Annotated in this window: 22 protein-coding genes and 1 riboswitch; of the genes, 16 read left to right on the plus strand and 6 right to left on the minus strand. The window is 61.3% G+C overall.

Annotation, left to right across the window (positions count from 1 at the left end; all coding sequences use genetic code 11):
- Positions 1-31: 31 nt before the first annotated feature.
- The 4 genes from ASE98_RS11515 to purM form a co-directional block, all read right to left on the minus strand.
- Positions 32-448 carry an OsmC family protein gene (locus ASE98_RS11515; protein ID WP_060541487.1) on the minus strand — a complete coding sequence of 139 codons (417 nt, stop codon included), beginning with the start codon at positions 446-448 and terminating at the stop codon, positions 32-34.
- Positions 449-669: 221 nt separating this feature from the next.
- On the minus strand, positions 670-1,383 hold the full coding sequence (locus ASE98_RS11520; protein WP_060541488.1) for a DUF3108 domain-containing protein: 714 nt from the start codon (positions 1,381-1,383) through the stop codon (positions 670-672).
- Between the two features lie 8 nt (positions 1,384-1,391).
- Complete coding sequence (gene purN / locus ASE98_RS11525) at positions 1,392-2,042, minus strand: phosphoribosylglycinamide formyltransferase (protein ID WP_060541594.1); 651 nt, start codon at positions 2,040-2,042, stop codon at positions 1,392-1,394.
- 11 nt (positions 2,043-2,053) lie between these two features.
- Complete coding sequence (gene purM / locus ASE98_RS11530) at positions 2,054-3,112, minus strand: phosphoribosylformylglycinamidine cyclo-ligase (RefSeq protein WP_060541489.1); 1,059 nt, start codon at positions 3,110-3,112, stop codon at positions 2,054-2,056.
- A gap of 386 nt (positions 3,113-3,498) precedes the next feature.
- Here purM and ASE98_RS11535 point away from each other — a divergent pair, with 386 nt between their 5' ends.
- The 6 genes from ASE98_RS11535 to ASE98_RS11560 all read left to right on the plus strand — a co-directional run bounded on the left by ASE98_RS11535 (position 3,499) and on the right by ASE98_RS11560 (position 8,831).
- Positions 3,499-4,548, plus strand: coding sequence for a DUF2066 domain-containing protein (locus ASE98_RS11535; RefSeq protein WP_060541490.1), 1,050 nt, complete (start codon positions 3,499-3,501; stop codon positions 4,546-4,548).
- A gap of 34 nt (positions 4,549-4,582) precedes the next feature.
- Positions 4,583-5,656 (plus strand): AI-2E family transporter, encoded by a 1,074-nt coding sequence (locus tag ASE98_RS11540; RefSeq protein WP_060541491.1) that lies wholly within the window; start codon positions 4,583-4,585, stop codon positions 5,654-5,656.
- A gap of 228 nt (positions 5,657-5,884) precedes the next feature.
- Complete coding sequence (gene hda / locus ASE98_RS11545) at positions 5,885-6,589, plus strand: DnaA regulatory inactivator Hda (RefSeq protein WP_007898944.1); 705 nt, start codon at positions 5,885-5,887, stop codon at positions 6,587-6,589.
- 222 nt (positions 6,590-6,811) lie between these two features.
- Positions 6,812-7,447 carry a C40 family peptidase gene (locus tag ASE98_RS11550; protein ID WP_060541492.1) on the plus strand — a complete coding sequence of 212 codons (636 nt, stop codon included), beginning with the start codon at positions 6,812-6,814 and terminating at the stop codon, positions 7,445-7,447.
- A gap of 166 nt (positions 7,448-7,613) precedes the next feature.
- Entirely contained in the window at positions 7,614-8,150 is a 537-nt protein-coding gene (locus tag ASE98_RS11555; RefSeq protein ID WP_060541493.1) for a C40 family peptidase, read from the plus strand.
- 18 nt (positions 8,151-8,168) lie between these two features.
- Entirely contained in the window at positions 8,169-8,831 is a 663-nt protein-coding gene (locus ASE98_RS11560; RefSeq protein ID WP_060541494.1) for an O-methyltransferase, read from the plus strand.
- 140 nt (positions 8,832-8,971) lie between these two features.
- On the opposite strand, the gene ASE98_RS11565 is transcribed toward ASE98_RS11560, so the two are convergent.
- Both ASE98_RS11565 and ASE98_RS11570 read right to left on the minus strand, forming a co-directional pair.
- Complete coding sequence (locus ASE98_RS11565; RefSeq protein ID WP_060541495.1) at positions 8,972-10,285, minus strand: PQQ-dependent sugar dehydrogenase; 1,314 nt, start codon at positions 10,283-10,285, stop codon at positions 8,972-8,974.
- A gap of 67 nt (positions 10,286-10,352) precedes the next feature.
- Positions 10,353-10,937 (minus strand): hypothetical protein, encoded by a 585-nt coding sequence (locus ASE98_RS11570; RefSeq protein ID WP_060541496.1) that lies wholly within the window; start codon positions 10,935-10,937, stop codon positions 10,353-10,355.
- Positions 10,938-11,090: 153 nt separating this feature from the next.
- A riboswitch (cobalamin riboswitch) is annotated at positions 11,091-11,325 on the plus strand.
- An 81-nt stretch (positions 11,326-11,406) separates the two neighbouring features.
- On the opposite strand from ASE98_RS11570, the gene cobO reads away from it, so the two are divergent.
- From cobO to ASE98_RS11620, 10 genes are all read left to right on the plus strand, one after another.
- A complete protein-coding gene (gene cobO / locus ASE98_RS11575; protein ID WP_060541497.1) occupies positions 11,407-12,018 on the plus strand; it encodes a cob(I)yrinic acid a,c-diamide adenosyltransferase in 612 nt (203 codons plus the stop codon).
- On the plus strand, positions 12,015-13,415 hold the full coding sequence (locus ASE98_RS11580; protein WP_060541498.1) for a cobyrinate a,c-diamide synthase: 1,401 nt from the start codon (positions 12,015-12,017) through the stop codon (positions 13,413-13,415). The genes cobO and ASE98_RS11580 overlap by 4 nt, the downstream gene beginning before the upstream one ends.
- On the plus strand, positions 13,412-14,062 hold the full coding sequence (gene bluB / locus ASE98_RS11585) for a 5,6-dimethylbenzimidazole synthase (protein ID WP_060541499.1): 651 nt from the start codon (positions 13,412-13,414) through the stop codon (positions 14,060-14,062). The genes ASE98_RS11580 and bluB overlap by 4 nt, the downstream gene beginning before the upstream one ends.
- The gene (gene cbiB / locus ASE98_RS11590; RefSeq protein ID WP_060541500.1) at positions 14,059-14,967 is read left to right on the plus strand and encodes an adenosylcobinamide-phosphate synthase CbiB; all 909 of its coding nucleotides are present in this window, start codon (positions 14,059-14,061) and stop codon (positions 14,965-14,967) included. The genes bluB and cbiB overlap by 4 nt, the downstream gene beginning before the upstream one ends.
- The gene (gene cobD, locus ASE98_RS11595) at positions 14,960-15,952 is read left to right on the plus strand and encodes a threonine-phosphate decarboxylase CobD (RefSeq protein ID WP_060541501.1); all 993 of its coding nucleotides are present in this window, start codon (positions 14,960-14,962) and stop codon (positions 15,950-15,952) included. Before cbiB ends, cobD begins: the two co-directional genes overlap by 8 nt.
- Positions 15,949-17,400 (plus strand): cobyric acid synthase, encoded by a 1,452-nt coding sequence (locus ASE98_RS11600; RefSeq protein ID WP_060541502.1) that lies wholly within the window; start codon positions 15,949-15,951, stop codon positions 17,398-17,400. The genes cobD and ASE98_RS11600 overlap by 4 nt, the downstream gene beginning before the upstream one ends.
- A 147-nt stretch (positions 17,401-17,547) precedes the next feature.
- On the plus strand, positions 17,548-18,069 hold the full coding sequence (gene cobU / locus ASE98_RS11605; protein ID WP_060541503.1) for a bifunctional adenosylcobinamide kinase/adenosylcobinamide-phosphate guanylyltransferase: 522 nt from the start codon (positions 17,548-17,550) through the stop codon (positions 18,067-18,069).
- Complete coding sequence (gene cobT / locus ASE98_RS11610; protein WP_060541504.1) at positions 18,066-19,121, plus strand: nicotinate-nucleotide--dimethylbenzimidazole phosphoribosyltransferase; 1,056 nt, start codon at positions 18,066-18,068, stop codon at positions 19,119-19,121. The genes cobU and cobT overlap by 4 nt, the downstream gene beginning before the upstream one ends.
- Entirely contained in the window at positions 19,118-19,693 is a 576-nt protein-coding gene (cobC, locus tag ASE98_RS11615; RefSeq protein ID WP_060541505.1) for an alpha-ribazole phosphatase family protein, read from the plus strand. The genes cobT and cobC overlap by 4 nt, the downstream gene beginning before the upstream one ends.
- A 2-nt stretch (positions 19,694-19,695) precedes the next feature.
- Entirely contained in the window at positions 19,696-20,427 is a 732-nt protein-coding gene (locus ASE98_RS11620; RefSeq protein ID WP_060541506.1) for an adenosylcobinamide-GDP ribazoletransferase, read from the plus strand.
- Positions 20,428-20,563: the final 136 nt, after the last annotated feature.

A 20,563-nucleotide genomic window follows, 5' to 3' on the forward strand; every position in this document is an offset into this window, starting at 1 on the left:
CGAGCATAACCCGCTTGCTCAACCCTTGCCGCTATTGGCTGAACGCACCTTCGGACAGGTGAGTTTCGATGCTGACGTCGCTGGTGGTCATCAGCTTGTGGATCGGGCAGCGATCGGCCACACGATGCAGTTCATCGCGCTGGGCATCGGTGAGCACGCCCTTGAGGGTCAGTTTGACGTGCAGCGCGTATTGGCCTTTGTTCTCCTGACTGTTGTCGCGCTTGACCTCGACGCCTACTCCAGTGAGCGGAATGTCTTTTTTCCTGGCATACAGCTTCAGGGTCAGGGCTTTGCAGGCTCCCAGTGCGGCATCGAAATAATCGTGGGGCTCGGGAGCAGAACCTTCGCCACCAGCCGTGACGGGCACGTCGGCAAACAGTTCGTGTTCATCGATTTGTACGCTGTGGCGAAAACCTTCGGCGGAGACGGTATTGACGGTAACAGTCATAGCAAACCTCGCTGGTAGCAGGAAAAATCATTCGATCAAAAAGATCTTGAAGGTATAGAGCATTACGCTGGATTCGCGTTCCAATGGATTGCTTCGGGGGCAAATCAAAAGATCGCAGCCTGCTGCAGCTTAGAGATCGGTGTAGGGGCTGCCGCAGGTTGCGGTCTTTTGATTCACAAAAAAAAGCCCCGCGAGTGCGGGGCTTGTCGTATCGGTGCGGATCAGTTGCCTTTGACGGCCTTGCCGTTGACCTTGCCGTCCAGGAGCATGATGTTGTACTCCTTGCCGTCGGTTTCTACCTGTTGCAGGCGAACCAGCAGATAGTCCCAGTCCTTGGCGAACCACAGCACGGTGATGCGCTTGCTTTGTGTCGGGTCGCGTACGCGCTCGACCTTGATCGCATCGATCTGGCCGGCCTTGGTGTCGACTTTTTCCGGACCCAGCACGCGGAAGTCATAGGTATCGACTTCGCCATCATCGACTACCTGATAGCTCATGCTTTTCTTGCCAGCGGCGACGTCGTGCTGCAGCGCCAACTGGTAGGTGGATTTATCGAGCATGCCGCGGTTGAGTGGAATCTTGACCGCGTCACCGCGATCGGTACCGGTGACCATTTTGCTGGCCCAGTCGAAGTCCAGGTCGGCCTTCTTGGCCTTGCCCAGACCGCCACGTTCGAAGTGGTAGGACTGTGGCAGCAAGGTGTCCTTGTCCAGGGTCAGGGTGCTTTCTTCGGTCAGGCTGGCGATCATCATCGATGCCTTGAAGCTGAGCTTCCATTTTCCATCGCCGAGACTTTCCAGGTTACGTTCGGCGGTACCGCTCATGGGCAACTGTTTCCAGTCGGCGGTGTAGCTGGCGGAGAAAGGTTGAAGTTCTGCCGCCTGGGCAAAGGGCAGGGCGAGCAGAGCGCAAGCGAAGAGCATGGCGCGACGCATAAAATCTCCTAGGGTCGAATCAAGTGGCCGCTGGCCGCAAGTAACTGTCCATCCAGTAAAGCACCTTGCTCGCCGAGCAATAAACGATCTTCGGCAAACCAGCGTACGGCCATCGGGTAGATCAGGTGTTCCTGAACATGGACTCGCTGCGCCAGACTCTGCGGCGAATCCTGCAACTCTACGGGTATTACTGACTGTACGACCAGTGGTCCGCCATCGAGTTCCTCGGTGACGAAGTGAACGGAGCAGCCGTGTTCGGTGTCGCCGGCCTCCAACGCGCGCTGATGGGTGTGTAACCCCTTGTATTTGGGTAGCAGCGACGGGTGGATATTGAGCAGGCGACCCTGATAGTGGCGCACGAATCCGGCGCTGAGAATGCGCATGAATCCGGCCAGTACCACGAGTTTTGGGTTGAAGGCGTCGATCAGTTCGATCAGCGCGGCATCGAAGGCTTCGCGGCCCTCGAACGCCTTGTGATCCAGGGTACGGGTGTCGATACCCGCATCCCTGGCGCGTTGCAGGCCGTAGGCGTCGGCACGATTGGAAATCACCGCGGCGATGCGGACCGGGCTGTCGCCGGTCCGCGTGCTGTCGATCAAGGCCTGCAAGTTACTGCCGGAGCCGGAGAGCAGCACCACGACATCACAGGTGTTGGACATCCGCTCTTGCATCAGTGTGCCTTGAGGTTCTTCAGTTCGACCTGGGCCGCGCCTTCGGCAGCGGTGGAGATCTGACCGATGACCCATGGCTGTTCGCCGGCTTCGCGCAGAACCTTCAGGGCGGTTTCTACGTGCTCTTGAGCCACGCAGATGACCATGCCCACACCGCAGTTCAGCACGCGGTGCATTTCGTTTTCGTCGACGTTGCCTTGCTCTTGCAGCCAGTCGAACACTGCCGGGCGGGTCCAGCTCGCCACGTCAACCACCGCCTGGGCGCCTTTTGGCAGAACGCGCGGGATGTTGTCCAGCAGGCCGCCACCGGTGATGTGGGCCATGGCTTTGACAGCGCCGGTTTCCTTGATCAGCTTGAGCAGCGGCTTCACGTAGATACGGGTCGGGGCCATCAGCAGGTCGGTCAGGGGCTTGCCGTCGAGCTGGGTGTTTTCGATGTCGGCACCGGACACTTCGATGATCTTGCGGATCAGCGAGTAACCGTTGGAGTGCGGGCCGGAAGACGGCAGGGCGAGCAGGGCATCGCCGGCAGCGACTTTGGAGCCGTCGATGATTTCGGATTTTTCCACGACGCCGACGCAGAAGCCGGCCAGGTCGTAGTCTTCGCCTTCGTACATGCCCGGCATTTCAGCGGTTTCACCGCCGACCAGGGAGCATCCCGACAGTTCGCAGCCTGCGCCGATACCGGTCACAACCTGAGCAGCGGTGTCGACGTTCAGTTTGCCGGTGGCGTAGTAGTCGAGGAAGAACAGCGGCTCGGCGCCGCACACCACCAGGTCATTGACGCACATGGCAACCAGGTCGATGCCGATGCTGTCGTGCTTGTTCAGGTTCAGTGCCAGGCGCAGCTTGGTGCCGACGCCGTCGGTACCGGAAACCAGCACAGGCTGCTTGTAGCCAGCCGGGATTTCGCAGAGGGCGCCGAAACCGCCCAGGCCGCCCATGACTTCCGGGCGCGCAGTGCGCTTGGCGACGCTCTTGATGCGTTCGACCAATGCTTCACCGGCGTCGATGTCTACACCGGCGTCCTTGTAGCTCAGGGAGGGTTGCTTGCTCATGATCCAGGCCTTTAGGGGGGATTTCTGGGTAACGACCGAGCCCAGCGGGAACGCCGAAACTGCGTAGGCGAGAGCCTTGCACGCTATTCGGACACTGCCCGGCTGTTGCCGGTCTGCGAAGGCGCGCGATTTTATCAGGCTTGAGCCGCAGCGGCCATCCTCAGGCCGACCACAGGGTCATATCCGCTTAAAAAAACCGCTACAGACTCGGTGTCGGTGGCATCCTGCATGGCTGTATAAAGGTATCGCAATTAACCGGCTATCGTTATGACAGTGCGAAAACTTACCCGGTACCTGTGAATGTTTTGCGTCGGGCGAGGGTCACAGCCTTGCTCTATTGTCTTCATGCGGTCAGTTCCAGCCGCTCTTGTCGTCAGGAATCTTCCATGCGTTTATGTAAATTCTTGTTTGTGGGTTGTCTGTCCTTGTTCAGCCTGATCAGCCATGCAGAAACCGTCAAAGGCCTTTATCAGGTGCGCGAGCCGGTGAATGGGCAGTCCGCAGAGGAGCGCGATCAGGCCACTCAGCGGGCACTCGATACGCTGGTGGTGCGCCTGACCGGCGATCCAAAAGCCGCGCAAAGTCCGGGTTTGGCGGCCATTCGCAAGGACCCTCAGCAAATCATCAGCCAGTACGGCTTTGATGCCGGACCACCGGAAGTGTTGAAAGTCGATTTCGATCCGGGCACCACCGAGCAGGCCTTGCGCCGTGCCGGATTACCCATGTGGGGCGCTAATCGGCCGTCGATCCTGGGCTGGTGGCTGAACGAATCTGCCGAGGGAACCAGCCTGGTGGGTGACGGTCAGGCCAGCGCGGCGCCGCTGCGGCGGGCGGCCCAACACCGTGGTTTGCCCTTGCGTCTGCCGCTGGCGGACCTGAATGAGCAGATAGTAGCCACCGCGCCGAACCTGGAAAGCGCCGATCCGGCGCCTTTGCATGCTGCCTCCGAGCGCTACAACGCCGATGCGTTGCTGGCGGTGCATGCCCGTGAAGAAGGTGGGCAATGGCAAGCCAATTGGCGGCTGTGGCTGGGCGACCAGAAAGAGGCAGGCAGCGTCCAGGGTGCTGACCAGGCCGGCGTGGCCGATGCAGTCATGCTGGCGGTCAACGAGCGCCTGGCGCCGCGATTCGTCGCCAAACCGGGCGCTACGGGGCAGCAATTGCTCGAGGTTCAGGGCATGAACCTTGAGCGGTATGCGACGCTTGGGCGGTTGCTGGAGCCCTTTGGCGGGCGTGTGCAAAGCGTCAATGGCGAGCGGATTCTCTATCGGGTCAATGGCAGCGCCGACCAGTTGCGTGCGCAACTGTCGCTGGCGAGGTTGCAGGAGCAGCCGGTGAGTGCGCCGCCAGCCCCGGCTCAGCCTGCGGCAGACGGTTCGGCACCGGCTGTTGTGCCTGCGCCTGCGCCTACGCCTCAGTTGAGTTTTCGCTGGTAGTTTTTCTTTCCTTATATAAAAGCAGGAGTTGTGCATGGCCGATACGCGGCAGTGGTTTTGGCTTGGTGGGGTGGTCCTGCTTTGTGGTTTTATCTGGTTGCTGCATCCGATCCTGACGCCGTTCCTGGTGGCGTTGCTGCTGGCTTATCTGTTTGATCCGGTGGTCGACCGGCTGGAGAAGGCCGGGCTGTCACGGACCTGGAGCGTGGTCGCGGTGTTTGCGCTGATTACCCTGATCTTCAGCGCGCTGCTGTTGGTGCTGGTGCCAATGCTTGCCAGGCAGTTGTTTCATTTGTATGAGCTGGCCCCGCAAATGCTCGACTGGCTGCAGCATACGGCGTTGCCCTGGGCGCAATCGAAGTTCGGATTGTCGGAAGGTTTCTGGAAATTCGACAAGCTCAAGGCGGCAATCAGCGAACATGTGGGCCAGACATCCGACATTGTCGGCGTGGTACTCACGCAAGCAACGGCTTCAGGCCTGGCGTTGATTGGCTGGCTGGCCAATCTGGTGTTGATTCCGGTGGTCAGTTTTTACCTGCTGCGCGATTGGGATCTGATGATGGCCAAGATCCGCGGCCTGCTGCCCCGTGATCGCGAAGAGCGCGTTGTCGCCCTGGCGGATGAATGCCATGAAGTACTCGGTGCGTTCATTCGCGGGCAGTTGCTGGTGATGGTGGCATTGGGCGTGATTTACTCCGCCGGCCTGATGCTGGTGGGCCTGGAGCTGGGGCTGTTGATCGGGATGATTGCCGGCCTGGCCGCGATTGTGCCGTACATGGGGTTTATCATCGGCATTGGCGCGGCATTGATCGCGGGTCTGTTCCAGTTTGGTGGCGATCTGTATCCGATGATGGGCATCGCCGCCGTCTTCATGGTCGGCCAGGCGCTGGAGGGCATGGTGCTGACGCCGCTGTTGGTGGGCGACCGGATTGGCCTGCACCCGGTGGCAGTGATCTTCGCGATTCTGGCCGGTGGTGAGCTGTTCGGATTTACCGGCGTGCTGCTGGCGTTGCCCGTTGCGGCGGTGATCATGGTGCTGGTGCGACATATGCATGACCTATATAAGGTTTCAAATGCCTATGGCAACGTAGAGGGGCCTGGGCAATAAGGTTGTCGCCGGGGTTCATCGGCTACCCGGTTTGATGCCGGGGTGGCCCTTGTCCGTCATCTGACTGTCACATGTACCGCCAAAGAAACTGTCATAAAACCAGTGCGTTAACGCAAACCTTTGATTTTGCTTGTGGTCTGTCGCATTGTGCGGCCAGCTTCACGGGTATAAACTTCGCAAACTTTACACAGAGGCCACTAACGGTTCCTTTGGAACTGTTCAGTCAGCATGAAACCGATTCAGCTGCCCCTAGGTGTGCGTCTGCGTGACGACGCCACCTTTATCAACTATTACCCAGGCGCCAACGCCGCTGCACTCGGCTATGTCGAGCGGCTGTGCGAAGCCGACGCCGGCTGGACCGAGAGCCTGATCTACCTCTGGGGCAAGGACGGGGTAGGGCGTACGCATCTGTTGCAGGCGGCTTGCCTGCGTTTCGAACAGTTGGGGGAGCCTGCGGTGTATCTGCCGCTGGCTGAGTTGCTCGATCGCGGCATTGAGATTCTCGACAACCTCGAACAATACGAGCTGGTCTGTCTGGATGATCTGCAGGCGGTGGCCGGAAAAGCCGACTGGGAAGAAGCACTGTTTCATCTATTCAATCGCTTGCGCGACAGTGGCCGACGACTGCTGATTGCAGCATCGACCTCGCCTCGCGAATTGCCGGTCAAGCTGGCGGATCTCAAATCCCGCCTGACCCTGGCGCTGATTTTCCAGATGCGTCCGCTTTCCGATGAAGACAAATTGCGTGCCCTGCAATTGCGCGCTTCACGTCGCGGTCTGCACCTGACCGACGAAGTCGGGCATTTCATCCTCACTCGCGGTACCCGCAGCATGAGTGCGTTGTTCGAGTTGCTCGAGCGTCTCGATCAGGCCTCGCTCCAGGCTCAGCGCAAGCTGACCATCCCGTTCCTCAAAGAAACCCTGGGCTGGTAGAGCCCGCTAAAACCGGGGCATTTGGCCGGCTCGGCATATTTCAGGCGCCAGAAAACACGCTTTCCTGCAGGGTTGCAGGCTGCGCGACTTTTCAAAATGGGCTTAAGCGCTTAGATGTTAACGAGAAACTGATAAGTCACAAAAAGATTGATTGAATTTGCAAATGAGGTTGATAGCGGGCATAGTCTCGGCTTCTTTACAACTTCAGCCACGGTCGTGCCCATGCTAAATCGCTTCGCACCCCTCGTGCCTCTCGCACTCGTTACCCTTCTGTTTGGTTGCGCTGCCCACACTCCGGTGTCCGAGCAAGCCCCGCAACAGCAGGTAAAAAATTCTGTTACCGCCCAGTCTTCCAGCGTTTTTCAGGAAGAGCTGGCCACTGAAAAAGAACTGGCTGACTTCGCCGATGGCAAGTCGTACCAGCTCCCGGTTCTGGCTGACAGCATCCTCGAACGTGGCATGTCCCTGATCGGTACCCGTTACCGTTTCGGCGGTACCTCCGAAGCCGGCTTCGATTGCAGTGGCTTCATCGGTTACCTGTTCCGCGAAGAGGCGGGCATGAATCTGCCGCGTTCCACTCGCGAAATGATCAACGTCGATGCGCCGCTGGTTTCACGCAGCAAGCTTGAGCCGGGCGACCTGCTGTTCTTCGCTACCAATGGTCGTCGCGGTCGCGTCAGTCACGCCGGCATCTACCTGGGCGACAACCAGTTCATCCACTCCAGCAGCCGCCGCAGCGGTGGTGTGCGCATCGATAGCCTGGGCGACAGCTACTGGAGCAAGACCTTCATCGAAGCCAAGCGCGCCCTTGCGATGGCTCCGGCGGCAAGCCCTGCAATCGTCACGGCGCGCAAGTAATCCGACATTTTGTAGGGTTAACTTAAAGTCTTACTTGAAGTTTGCCGCGTAGCCGCTAAAATTCTGATCTACGAATGATGGCAAACCGCCTGCGTGACACGCAGGCGGTTTTCTTTTCTGCACTCCCGGCAGAAAAAAGCCGCAGCCAGATCAGGATGCACTGCTAATGATGACCTCGGCCCGCCTCGCAATCATCTGCTTCGCAGCGCTGCTCAGCGCCTGCGCCAGTCGCACACCGCCTCCTGCGCCGGTGGTTCGCGCGCCCATCGTATTCGGATCCTCACAAGCCTTTTCACCTGAAGCGGAAGATGTGCTGTTTCGCGCCCTGGGCCTTGTGGGTACACCTTATCGCTGGGGAGGTAACACACCGGATTCCGGATTTGATTGCAGTGGGTTGATCGCCTACGTGTACCGTGATGTCACGGGGATCTCCCTGCCGCGAACCACTCGCGAAATGATCTCCATGCGAGCGGCCAACGTGGGCAAGGAAGGCCTGCAGACCGGCGATCTGATCTTCTTCGCCACCAATGGCGGCTCCCAGGTCAGCCATGCCGGGATTTATGTCGGCGAGGGACGCTTCGTGCACGCACCGGCCACGGGTGGCACGGTCAAGCTCGACAGTTTGTCCAAGGCGTATTGGCAGAAGGCCTATCTGAGTGCCAAGCGTGTGCTGGAACCTGAGCACCTGGCGCGTAATCCGTAGTAGCCCGAGGTTGTGGCCATGACCGCCCGCACACTCAACCTTGACGACGCTTTGTATCAATACCTGCTTGATGTTTCCCTGCGCGAAACGCCGTTGCTCGAGCGCCTGCGCGATGAAACCCAGGCGTTAGCCATGGCGCGTTGGCAGGTGGCACCGGAGCAGGGGCAGTTTCTTGCTCTGCTGGTGAAACTGACCGGTGCCAGGCGTGTGCTGGAGGTTGGCACCTTTACCGGTTATAGCGCGCTGTGCATGGCGGCGGCTTTGCCGGCGGACGGTGCGTTGATCTGCTGTGATATCCCGGGGGACTACAACGCTACCGCACGCCGTTACTGGCAGGAGGCCGGCCTCGCCGAGCGAATTGACCTGCGCCTGGCGCCGGCTTTGGAAACCCTGGCCGAGCTTGAACGGCAAGGGCAGGGCGGGCAGTTCGACCTGGTATTCATCGATGCTGACAAGGCCAATTACCCGCAATACCTGGAACATGCCTTGGGTTTGTTGCGATCAGGCGGGTTGGTGGTTTTCGATAACACGCTGTGGAGTGGGCGGGTGCTGGAGAGCGATCCCGAGAGTGCGGACACCCGTGCCATCCAGACGCTCAATCGAGCGTTGAAGGAGGATGCGCGGGTGGATCTGTCGTTGTTGCCGTTGGGGGATGGGCTTACCCTTTGCCGCAAACGCTGACGCCCCTCTGTAGGAGCGAGCATGCTCGCGATGGGCGTTAACGATAACGCGGGGAGTCTGATACCCCGCGGTGTTCTTGAGTTCATCGTCGGAACGCCGCCCGGAGCATGCTCGCTCCTACAGTTAAGGGCGCGTCGCGGTTATTTGACCGCCGACACCCGCCACACCTTGTTCCCCACGTCATCGGCCACCAGCAAGTCACCCTGCCGGTCTATCACCACGCCTACCGGCCGACCCATGGCTTGCTCCTCGTCATTCAGGAAACCGGTCAGCACATCAACTGGCGGCCCGGCGGGTTTGCCAGCGTTGAAGGGCACGAAAATCACTTTGTAGCCACTGTGCGGCTTGCGGTTCCATGAGCCATGCTGGCCGATGAAAGCACCTTGGGTAAATGGCGCAGGCAGCTTGCTGCCCTCGGCGAAGGTCAGGCCAAGGGAGGCCGTGTGGGGGCCGACGGCATAATCCGGAGCAATGGCCTTGGCCACCAGTTGCGGGTTTTGCGGGTCTACGCGAACGTCGACGTGCTGGCCGTAGTAGCTGTACGGCCAGCCGTAAAAGCCACCGTCCTTGACCGAGGTAATGTAGTCCGGCACCAGGTCGCTGCCGATCTCGTCCCGCTCGTTCACCGCCGTCCACAGCGCGCCACTTTTCGGTTCCCAGTCCATACCGTTGGGGTTGCGCAGGCCGGAGGCGAAAATCCGCTGGTTGCCGGTGGTGCGATCGATTTCCCAGATCGCCGCGCGACCCTCTTCCTTGTCCATGCCGTGTTCGGCGACGTTGCTGTTGGAGCCAACGGTAACGTACAGCTTGCTACCGTCCTTGCTGGCGATGACGTTTTTGGTCCAGTGGTGATTCAGCGTGCCGCCCGGCAGGTCGAGCACTTTGATTGGTTGCGCCTTGATCACCGTATCGCCGGTTTCATAGTGAAAACGCAGCAGGCGGTCGGTGTCGGCCACGTACAGGTCATTGCCGACCAGGGTCATGCCAAACGGCGAGTTGAGGTTTTGCAGGAACACTGTGCGGGTTTCGGCAACGCCGTCGTGGTCCTTGTCGCGCAACAATGTGATTCGATTCGGGCTCGGTACGCCAGCACCCGCGCGGCCCATGACCTTCTTCATTACCCAGCCTTTAACGCCCTTGCCATCATCGGGTTTGGGTGGCGCATTGGTTTCCGCCACCAGAATGTCGCCGTTGGGCAGCACGTACAGCCATCTAGGGTGGTCCAGGTTTTCGGCGAACGCCGCCACTTGAGTTCCTGTCGCGGCGACCGGTTTCGCGCCCTGCGGCCAGCCTGTTGCCGGCGCTATGTTGATCGTCGGCAGCAGGGTTTTGTTGGGTTGCGGGAGCTGGGGGGACGGCCCGGTGCCGTCGGCGACTTTCAGGCTGGCGCTTTCACCGCAGGCGGCGAGCCCACCGACGAGCGTAATCATGACAAAGAGCTGGGAGGTGCGCATGCTGGGCTTCCCTATGAATACCTTCTTCTAATCATAGAGAAGCGTTATCGCGCGAAGGTTCAACGCCTCAGGTGCGAGCTTCTTTGAAAAGCACGGCAATCCCGGGGTGGTAGTTGCCGGCCTCGTTGCGCAACTTGCGATAGGCGTAGGGGAAGTACCAAGCCACGGCGCAGGTATGCTCCTTTTGCAGGTCGTCGACCATGTCCTGCAGCTCTTCCGGTGTGGCACCCTGCTGGGCTTTGTGCGGGGCGACGAACAGGCAGCCCAGTTTCAGCTCGCTGGCATGACTCAGGCGCCTGGCATCGCTGGTGACGTCGAGCAATGCCTGAGTCACATTGAGGCTGTTGACCCGTGGCCAGCGCTGGCTGGTCTGGATGTAGGCGCGGGTGTCGGGTGTCGCGAGAAACAGATCGGCGCGGCTGTTGCGTTCGCCTTCTTCGGTCTGTTTGCGGGTTTGCGTCTGTTGCAGGGTGACCATTTCGGCCATCCAGGCTGCCACGGAGAGCAATCCAAGATTGGCCTTTTCGTCGTGCCAGTACGGCGTTTCAGCGTCGCCACGTATGGCGTTGTAACGGTCGATGCAGTCGAACCAGCGTTCCAGCGCCGGGCGCAGGAATTCCAGCTTCGGATTGCTGATGATCATGCCTTGCATGGGGTTCACCCTTGTTATTGTGTAGTAAGTTTATGGCGCTTTGATATCACTGCTGGGGCCAAGGCACAAGATGGCTGTCGGATTATTGATCAGCGCACTTAATTGCTCCCCAGCGTCCCGGCTTTAATTGACGCTCCACCCCCAACCCTCTAACCTTCGCGGCTTGTTTCAGGTGCTCTGTGGCTTGGGTCGACAGAGTGAAACAGGGAAGCCGGTGAGTGAGCCTTCGATGGGTTCGAAAGCCCACAATCCCGGCGCTGCCCCCGCAACGGTAAATGAGTGAAAGCTGCGCCTTGAGCCACTGTGTCCATTGTCGACATGGGAAGGCGCGCAGCCTGGCGCAAAGCCGCTCATGAGCCCGGAGACCGGCCTGATTCATCCAGTGGCATCACGGTGGGCGATGCCAGGCTTGTTGCCACCTATTCTTGTGCCTGCCCGCCGTTATCCAGACTCAACGGAGAGCTCCCCCATGACTGATACCCCCGATCGTGACGAACGTCACCTGGCGCGCATGCAGCGCAAAAAAGCCGTGATCGACGAACGCATCGCCAATTCCCCGAATGAATGCGGCCTGTTGCTGGTGTTGACCGGCAACGGCAAAGGCAAGAGCAGTTCGGCTTTCGGCATGCTCGCGCGCGCCATGGGCCATGGCATGCAATGCGGCGTGGTGCAGTTCATCAAGGGACGCAACAGCACCGGAGAAGAACTGTTCTTCCGGCGTTTCCCCGAGCAGGTGCGCTTTCATGTGATGGGCGAGGGGTTCACCTGGGAAACCCAGGACCGTCAGCGCGATATCGCCGCCGCGCAAGCGGCGTGGCAGGTTTGCCGCGAGCTGCTGCGTGACCCTGCCATAGGCCTGGTAGTACTCGATGAATTGAATATCGCCCTCAAGCACGGCTACCTCGACCTCGATCTGGTGCTCAGCGACCTGCAGGCCCGCCCGCCCATGCAACACGTGGTGGTTACCGGCCGCGCCGCGAAAGCGGAAATGATCGAGCTGGCCGACACCGTCACCGAAATGGGCATGATCAAGCACGCCTTCCAGGCCGGGATCAAGGCGCAGAAAGGCGTCGAGCTGTGAAGCAATCCCGTCATTGTCCGGCGGTGCTGATTGCCGCGCCGGCTTCCGGTCAGGGCAAGACCACCGTCACCGCCGCGCTGGCCCGCTTGCATCGCAATCAGGGACGCAAGGTGCGGGTGTTCAAGTGCGGACCCGACTTTCTCGATCCGATGATCCTCGAACGCGCCAGCGGTGCGCCGGTGTATCAACTGGACATGTGGATGGTCGGTGAACAGGACAGTCGTCGCCTGTTGTGGGAAGCCGCCGGCGAGGCCGACCTGATCCTTATCGAAGGGGTCATGGGCCTGTTCGATGGCACGCCGTCCAGTGCCGATCTGGCCCGGCATTTTGGTGTGCCGGTGTTGGGTGTCATCGATGGCACCGCCATGGCGCAGACGTTTGGCGCACTGGCCCTGGGTCTGGCGCGTTATCAACCGGACTTGCCATTTGCCGGGGTGCTGGCCAACCGCGTGGGCACCCAGCGTCACGCGCAATTGCTCGAAGGCAGCCTCACCGAAGGGTTGCGCTGGTATGGTGCCTTGTCCCGTGAGACCGGGATCGAATTGCCGAGCCGGCACCTGGGACTTGTCCAGGCCAGTGAATTGAACGATCTCGACTTGCGTCTCGATGCCGCGGCCGACGCCCTGGCCAGCAGTTGCGAAGTAACGCTGCCACCGGCGGTAGAGTTTGCGACTCCCGATGTGCTTGAAGTCGAACCGTTACTGGCCGGCGTGCGCATTGCCATCGCCCGTGATGAAGCCTTTGCCTTCACCTACGGCGCGAGCCTGGATCTGCTGCGCGCGATGGGCGCCGAGTTGTCATTCTTTTCGCCGATCCGCGACAGTGGTTTGCCTGAGGCGGACAGTTTGTATCTGCCGGGCGGTTATCCGGAATTGCATCACGTGGCGCTGTCGCGGAACACGTCGATGCTGGCGGCGATACGCGCCCACCATGCAGCTGGTAAACCGCTACTGGCCGAGTGTGGCGGCATGCTTTACCTGCTCGACTCGTTGACCGATGTCGAGGGCGCCCGCGCCGAACTGGTCGGTTTGTTGCCGGGTGAGGCTGTCATGCAAGAGCGTCTGGCGGCGCTGGCGTTGCAAACGGTGGAGTTGCCAGAGGGCGTGCTGCGTGGGCACACGTATCACCATTCGCTGACCACCACTGGACTTGAGCCGATTGCCCGAGGCTTGAGCCCGAATGGCGGACGTGGGGCCGAGGCGGTTTATCGCGAGGGGCGGATGACGGCTTCCTACGTGCACTTCTATTTTCCATCCAACCCATCAGCGATTGCCGCACTATTTGCCCCCGAGCCTGAAGCCGCCTTCGCTGGCAAGCCAGCTCCCACAAGGATTGATGTATTGCCTGAAGAAATGCAGAACCCTGTGGGAGCGGGCTTGCCCGCGAAGAGGCCATGACTGACAACGCCTTTTCCGAAGCCGAACGCGCTGCCGTCTACCGCGCCATCGCCGAACGCCGCGACATGCGCCATTTCAGCGACGGCACCGTCGAGCCCGAACTACTGCGGCGCCTGCTCGAAGCCGCACACCAGGCACCCAGCGTCGGCCTGATGCAGCCATGGCGTTTCATCCGCATCAGCGATAGAACGCTGCGCGGGCAGATCCGGCAACTGGTGGAAGAAGAACGTATCCGCACCGCCGAAGCACTCGGCGAGCGCAGCGATGAGTTCATGAAACTCAAGGTCGAAGGCATCAGCGATTGCGCCGAAGTGCTGGTCGCCGCGCTGATGGATGATCGCGAGCGACATATCTTCGGCCGCCGCACCCTGCCGGAAATGGACATGGCGTCGTTGTCCTGCGCCATTCAGAATCTGTGGCTGGCCTCCCGCGCCGAAGGGCTGGGCATGGGCTGGGTATCTCTGTTCGAACCGCAGGCGCTGGCCAATCTACTGAAATTGCCACCCGGCGCCAAACCCCTCGCGGTGCTGTGCCTGGGGCCGGTCAAAGAATTCTATCCAGCGCCGATGCTGGTACTCGAAGGCTGGGCGCAAGCGCGTCCGTTGAGCGAACTGCTGTACGAAAATTATTGGGGAGTGAGTCAATGAGTGTGGCGTTGTTGAGTGTCGCCGCAGTGGCGCTGGATGCGCTGCTGGGTGAACCCAAACGCTGGCATCCGCTGGTGGCGTTCGGCCGTTTTGCCGAGCGCGTCGAGCAACGTTTCAATGGTGGTGGGCGTGGCTGGCGCAGCCATGGCGTCACCGCCTGGGTGATCGCCGTATTGCCGCTGACTCTGCTGGCCACCGCATTTTCCTGGGCGCCTTATGTTGGCTGGATTGTCGAGATCCTCGCGCTTTATTGCGCGCTCGGCATGCGCAGTCTCGGCGAGCATGTAGAGCCAGTTGCCAGAGCGCTGCGCAGGGATGACCTGGAGGAGGCGCGCACCCGGGTGAGCTATCTGGTCAGCCGCAAGACCACTGACCTGGATAAAACCGAGGTCGCCCGTGCCGCCACCGAGTCAGTGCTGGAAAACGGCAGTGACGCGGTGTTCGCCGCGTTGTTCTGGTTTGCCGTGGCCGGAGCGCCGGGCGTCGTGCTCTATCGTTTGAGTAACACCCTGGATGCGATGTGGGGTTATCGCAATGAGCGCTTCGAGCGCTTCGGCTGGGCCGCGGCGAAGATCGACGACGTACTCAACTACATTCCTGCGCGGCTGGTGGCGTTGACTTACGCTGTGCTTGGCAAAACCCGGCTGGCGATCAAATGCTGGCGCACCCAGGGGCTGACCTGGGACAGCCCCAACGCCGGTCCGGTGATGGCGGCGGGAGCCGGGGCGCTGGGCGTGGAGCTGGGTGGGGCGGCGATTTATCACGGCGAACTGCATCAGCGTCCGCAGTTGGGCGAAGGCTTGCCGGCGGATGCCGACTCGATCGACCGGGGCTGGCAATTGGTCCAGCGCGGGGTATGGTTATGGCTGCTGATCCTGTGCATAGGGGCCGAATTTTATGCTTGAACACGGTGGACGATTGCGCAAGGCGGCGCTCGATTACTGCATAGACGAAGCCGAATGGCTCGACCTGTCCACCGGCCTTGCCCCCTGGCCTTTTGCAGTGCCGGACATTCCGTTGCGGGCTTGGGCGCGCTTGCCGGAAACCGACGATGGACTGGAGCAGGCTGCCTGCGATTATTACGGCACCTTGCAGGCCTTGCCGGTGGCCGGCTCGCAAATGGCCATTCAACTGCTGCCGCGCTTGCGTCGTGCGGGCAAGGTCGGCGTGTTGTCGCCCTGTTACGCCGAGCATGCCGAAGCATGGCGTCGCAACGGTTACATCGTGCGCGAAGTGCTGGAGCATGAAGTCGACTTCTTCCTGGACAGCCTCGACGTGCTGGTGGTGGTTAATCCGAATAACCCCACGGGGTTGAGCCTGACGCCCGCTCGCTTGCTCGACTGGCACTCGCGACTGGCTCAGCGCGGTGGCTGGTTGGTGGTGGACGAGGCTTTCATGGACAACACGCCGCAACTGAGTTTGGCGCCATTTGCCCACCAGGTCGGTTTGATTGTATTGCGTTCGTTCGGCAAGTTTTTTGGTCTGGCCGGTGTGCGCCTGGGCTTCGTGCTGGCCGAGCGCAGGCTGCTCAAGTTACTGGCCGAGCAAGTGGGGCCATGGGCGGTCAGCGGGCCGACCCGGGTGGTGGGTGCAGCCTGCCTGCGCGATACGCAAGCGCAGGCCAGGCAACGAGAGCGCGCCGAGCAGGCCAGCGAACGCCTGGCCGCGCTGCTGGACCTATATGGCTTCAAACCTCAGGGTGGTTGCGCCTTGTTCCAGTGGCTGATCACCGAGTGCGCCGAAGAACTGTATGAGTTCATGGCCCGGCGCGGCATTCTGCTGCGCTTGTTCACCCACAACAGCAGTCTGCGCTTCGGCCTGCCTGGCGAAGAGGCGGATTGGGTGCGCCTGAGTCAGGCTTTCGAAGAATACGCCAAGGATAACCAATGACCACGCTGATGGTGCAGGGCACCACGTCGGATGCAGGCAAAAGCACGCTGGTGACCGCGCTGTGTCGCTGGGTCACGCGCCAGGGCGTGAGGGTGGTGCCGTTCAAGCCGCAAAACATGGCCCTCAACAGCGCGGTGACCGCCGACGGTGGCGAGATCGGTCGCGCGCAAGCGGTGCAGGCCCAGGCGGCCGGCCTCGAACCGCACACTGACATGAACCCGGTGCTGCTCAAGCCCAACAGCGACACCGGCGCCCAGGTAATCATTCATGGCCGTGCGGTCACCTCCATGAACGCTGTCGCCTATCACGACTACAAGACCATCGCCATGCAGGCGGTGCTGGCCTCCCACGAGCGCCTGAGCGCGGCGTATCCGCTGGTCATGGTCGAAGGCGCGGGCTCTCCGGCCGAAATCAATCTGCGTGCCGGTGACATTGCCAACATGGGGTTTGCCGAAGCGGTGGACTGCCCGGTTGTGCTGATTGCCGACATCGATCGCGGTGGCGTGTTCGCCCATCTGGTGGGCACATTGGAACTGCTGTCGGTGAGCGAGCAGGCGCGGGTCAAGGGGTTCATCATCAACCGTTTTCGCGGTGACATCGCTTTGCTGCAACCGGGTCTAGACTGGCTGGAACAACGCACCGGCAAGCCGGTGATCGGCGTCCTGCCGTATGTGATGGATCTGCACCTGGAGGCTGAGGACGGCATCGATCAGCGCCAGACCGCCAAGGCCGACCAGGTCTTGAAAGTCGTGGTGCCGGTGCTGCCGCGCATCAGTAATCACACCGATTTCGATCCTTTGCGCTTGCATCCGCAGGTGGACCTGCAATTCATCGGCCCCGGCCAGGCCATACCGCCTGCCGACCTGATCATTCTGCCCGGCTCGAAAAGTGTGCGCAGCGACCTCGCTCATCTGCGCGCCAACGGCTGGGAAAGCGCTATCGCCCGCCACCTGCGTTACGGCGGCAAGTTGCTGGGTATCTGTGGCGGCCTGCAAATGCTCGGCGAGCAAGTGCACGACCCGCTCGGCCTCGAAGGGGCGCCGGGCTCCAGCGCCGGCCTGGGCTTGCTGGCGTTCCAGACGCAGCTCGAACAAGAGAAACAGTTGCGCAATGTGCGCGGTCGCCTGGCGCTTGAAGATGCGCCGGTTGCCGGCTATGAGATTCACGCCGGCGTGACCACCGGGCCGGCCCTGGAAAACGCAGCGGTGCAACTCGATGACGGTCGCTGTGATGGTGCGCAAAGCGCCGACGGGCAGATCTTCGCCACCTATCTGCATGGCCTGTTCGAGTCACCGGCGGCGTGCAGCGCGCTGTTGCGCTGGGCAGGTTTGCAGGATGTGCAGGCGGTGGATTACCACGCCTTGCGCGAACGCGATATCGAGCGCTTGGCAGATTTGGTGGAGAAGCATCTGGATACCCGACAGCTGCGGCAGCTCTGTGGGATTTGAGGTGAGTTTGAGGGCGCCATCGCGGGCAAGCCCGCTCCCACCGGGTCGGTGATTGTGCCCAAAATTGTGAACAGCCCCGATCCTTGTGGGAGCGGGCTTGCCCGCGAATAGGCCTGCATCCTCACCGAAGTTCTTAAGGAATAAACCATGCTCCAACTGATCCTCGGCGGCGCGCGCTCCGGCAAAAGTCGCCTGGCCGAAAAAATGGCAACAGACAGTCAGCTTCAGGTGACCTACATCGCCACCAGCCAGCCCTTGGACGGTGAAATGAGCGATCGCGTGGCCCATCACCGCGCCCGCCGTCCCGCCGAATGGGCGCTGGTCGAAGAACCCCTGGAACTGGCCCGGGTCCTGAGCGAAAACGCCGGCAGTGACCGTTGCCTGCTGGTGGATTGCCTGACCTTGTGGCTGACCAACCTGTTGATGCTCGACAACCCCGAACGCCTGCACGCCGAGCGCGAAGCCTTGCTCGACTGCCTGGCTTCCTTGCCGGGTGAAGTCATTTTTGTCAGCAACGAAACCGGAATGGGTGTCGTGCCACTGGGCGAATTGACTCGCCGCTACGTCGATGAAGCCGGTTGGCTGCATCAAGCCCTGGCCGAGCGCTGTCAGCGAGTCGTGCTGACCGTGGCGGGCCTGCCCCTGACTCTGAAAGGAACTGCGTTATGACTCAATCCTGGTGGCTGAACCCGTGCCAGCCGATCGATGCGCAAGTGCTCGAACAGGCGCAGGCGCGCCAACAGCAACTGACCAAGCCAGCGGGTTCTCTCGGTGAGCTGGAGTCGGTGGCAGTGCAGCTTGCCGGTTTGCAAGGGCGGGTCAAACCGAGCCTGGATCAGCTATGGATCGCCATTTTTGCCGGCGACCACGGCGTAGTCGCCGAGGGGGTGTCGGCGTTTCCCCAGGCAGTCACCGGGCAGATGCTGCACAACTTCGTCAGCGGTGGCGCGGCGATCAGTGTGCTGGCACGGCAGTTGGGCGCCTCCCTTGAAGTGGTGGATCTGGGCACGATCACGCCGACGCTCAATCTGCCGGGCGTGCGGCACTTGAACATCGGCGCCGGCACGGCAAACTTTGTGCAGGGGCCAGCGATGACCGGTTCCCAGGGCCAACTGGCTTTGCAGGCCGGTCGTGACAGCGTGCAGCGGGCCAAAGCGGCGGGCACACAATTGTTCATCGGTGGCGAAATGGGCATCGGCAACACCACAGCGGCCAGCGCCCTGGCCTGTGCTTTGCTCGATTGCCCTGTGACCCATTTGACCGGGCCGGGCACCGGGCTCGATGCCGCAGGTGTCAGCCATAAGGCGCAGGTTATCGAGCGTGGGTTGGCGCTGCACCATGCGCAGCGTGGCGATGCCTTGCAGACCCTGTTCAACCTGGGTGGTTTTGAAATCGCGGCGCTGGTGGGTGCCTATCTGGCGTGCGCGCAGGAAGGTATTGCGGTGCTGGTGGACGGCTTCATCTGCAGTGTCGCTGCGCTGGTCGCGGTGCGCTTGAACCCTGAGTGTCGTCAGTGGCTGCTGTTTGCTCACAGGGGAGCCGAGCCGGGTCATCGCCATGTGCTGGAGACCTTGAACGCGCACCCCTTGCTCGATCTCGGTCTGCGCCTGGGCGAAGGCAGTGGCGCGGCTCTGGCTGTGCCGTTGTTGCGTCTGGCGTGTGACCTGCACGGGCAGATGGCGACGTTCGCCGAAGCCGCAGTGGCGGATCGTCCGGCATGACCTTGCGCCTGGATCTGCTGCGCCACGGCGAAACCGAGCTCGGCGGCGGCCTGCGTGGCAGCCTCGACGATGCCCTGACCGCCACGGGCTGGGCGCAGATGCGCGCGGCGGTGGTTGAGCAGGGCCCGTGGGATCGGCTGATCAGTTCGCCCCTGCAGCGTTGTGCGCTATTCGCGCAAGAGCTGGGCGAGCAATTGACTGTGCCCGTGCAGCTGGAAAAGGATCTGCAGGAGCTGCACTTCGGTGCCTGGGAAGGGCAGAGCGCTGCGGCGTTGATGCAAACCGATGCACAAGCCCTCGGCCTGTTCTGGGCGAATCCGTATTCGTTCACGCCGCCCCAGGGGGAGCCGGTCACAGACTTTGCGACCCGGGTGCTGGCAGCGATCGAGCGGTTGCACGCGAACTGCGCAGGCGAGCGGGTGTTGCTGATCAGCCACGGCGGTGTCATGCGCCTGTTGCTGGCGCAGGCCCGGGGGTTGCCCCGCGAGCAGTTGCTCAACGTTGAAGTGGGGCATGGGGCGCTGTTTTCGCTGACGGTGGAGTCCGGTGGATTGTTAAGGGAAGCGCTCTGACCATGTTGCCGTTCTGGATTGCCCTGCAGTTTCTCAGCAGCCTGCCGATTCGTCTGCCGGGCATGCCGCAGCCCCGGGAGTTGGGGCGGTCGCTGCTGTTTTATCCGCTGGTGGGATTGCTCTTTGGCGCCATTCTGTGGGTGGTGAACTGGCTGTTACTGGGCATACCGACGTTGCTGCACGGGGCGTTACTGCTGAGCGTTTGGGTACTGCTCAGCGGCGGGCTGCATCTGGATGGCCTGGCGGATAGCGCCGATGCCTGGCTCGGCGGTTTTGGCGACCGTGAGCGTACGCTGACCATCATGAAAGACCCGCGTAGCGGGCCTATAGCGGTGGTCACGCTGGTGTTGGTGTTGCTGCTGAAATTTGCTGCGCTGCTGGCGTTGATCGAGCAGCAGCAGGCGGTTGCGCTGATTATTGTGCCCTTGATCGGGCGCAGTGCAATGCTCGGGCTGTTCCTGAGTACCCCCTATGTTCGCGCCGCAGGTTTGGGTCAGGCATTGGCTGACCATCTGCCGCGTGCGGCGGGTTGGCGGGTACTGGCGGCTAGCGGGCTGGCGTGTGTGCTGATCGGCGGTTTGAGCGGTGTAGTGGCAGTGGTGTTGGCGGCTATTGGATTCGTCTGGTTGCGCCAAGTAATGGTAGGGCGATTAGGCGGGACGACGGGTGACACGGCTGGAGCGTTGCTCGAACTGCTGGAGGTTGGGGTGCTGGTGGGGTTGGCGTTGACCTGAAGGTTTAAAAGATCGCAGCCTGCGGCAGCCCCTGCAGGGACCGCGTTGCCCTGTAGGAACTGCCGCAGGCTGCGATCTTTTGATCTTCTGTGCAATCCTGTATCTTGATTTAACCGATTCACGGGTATATACACGC

It is taken from the genome of Pseudomonas sp. Leaf48 (assembly GCF_001421885.1).
Taxonomy (GTDB): Bacteria; Pseudomonadota; Gammaproteobacteria; order Pseudomonadales; family Pseudomonadaceae; genus Aquipseudomonas.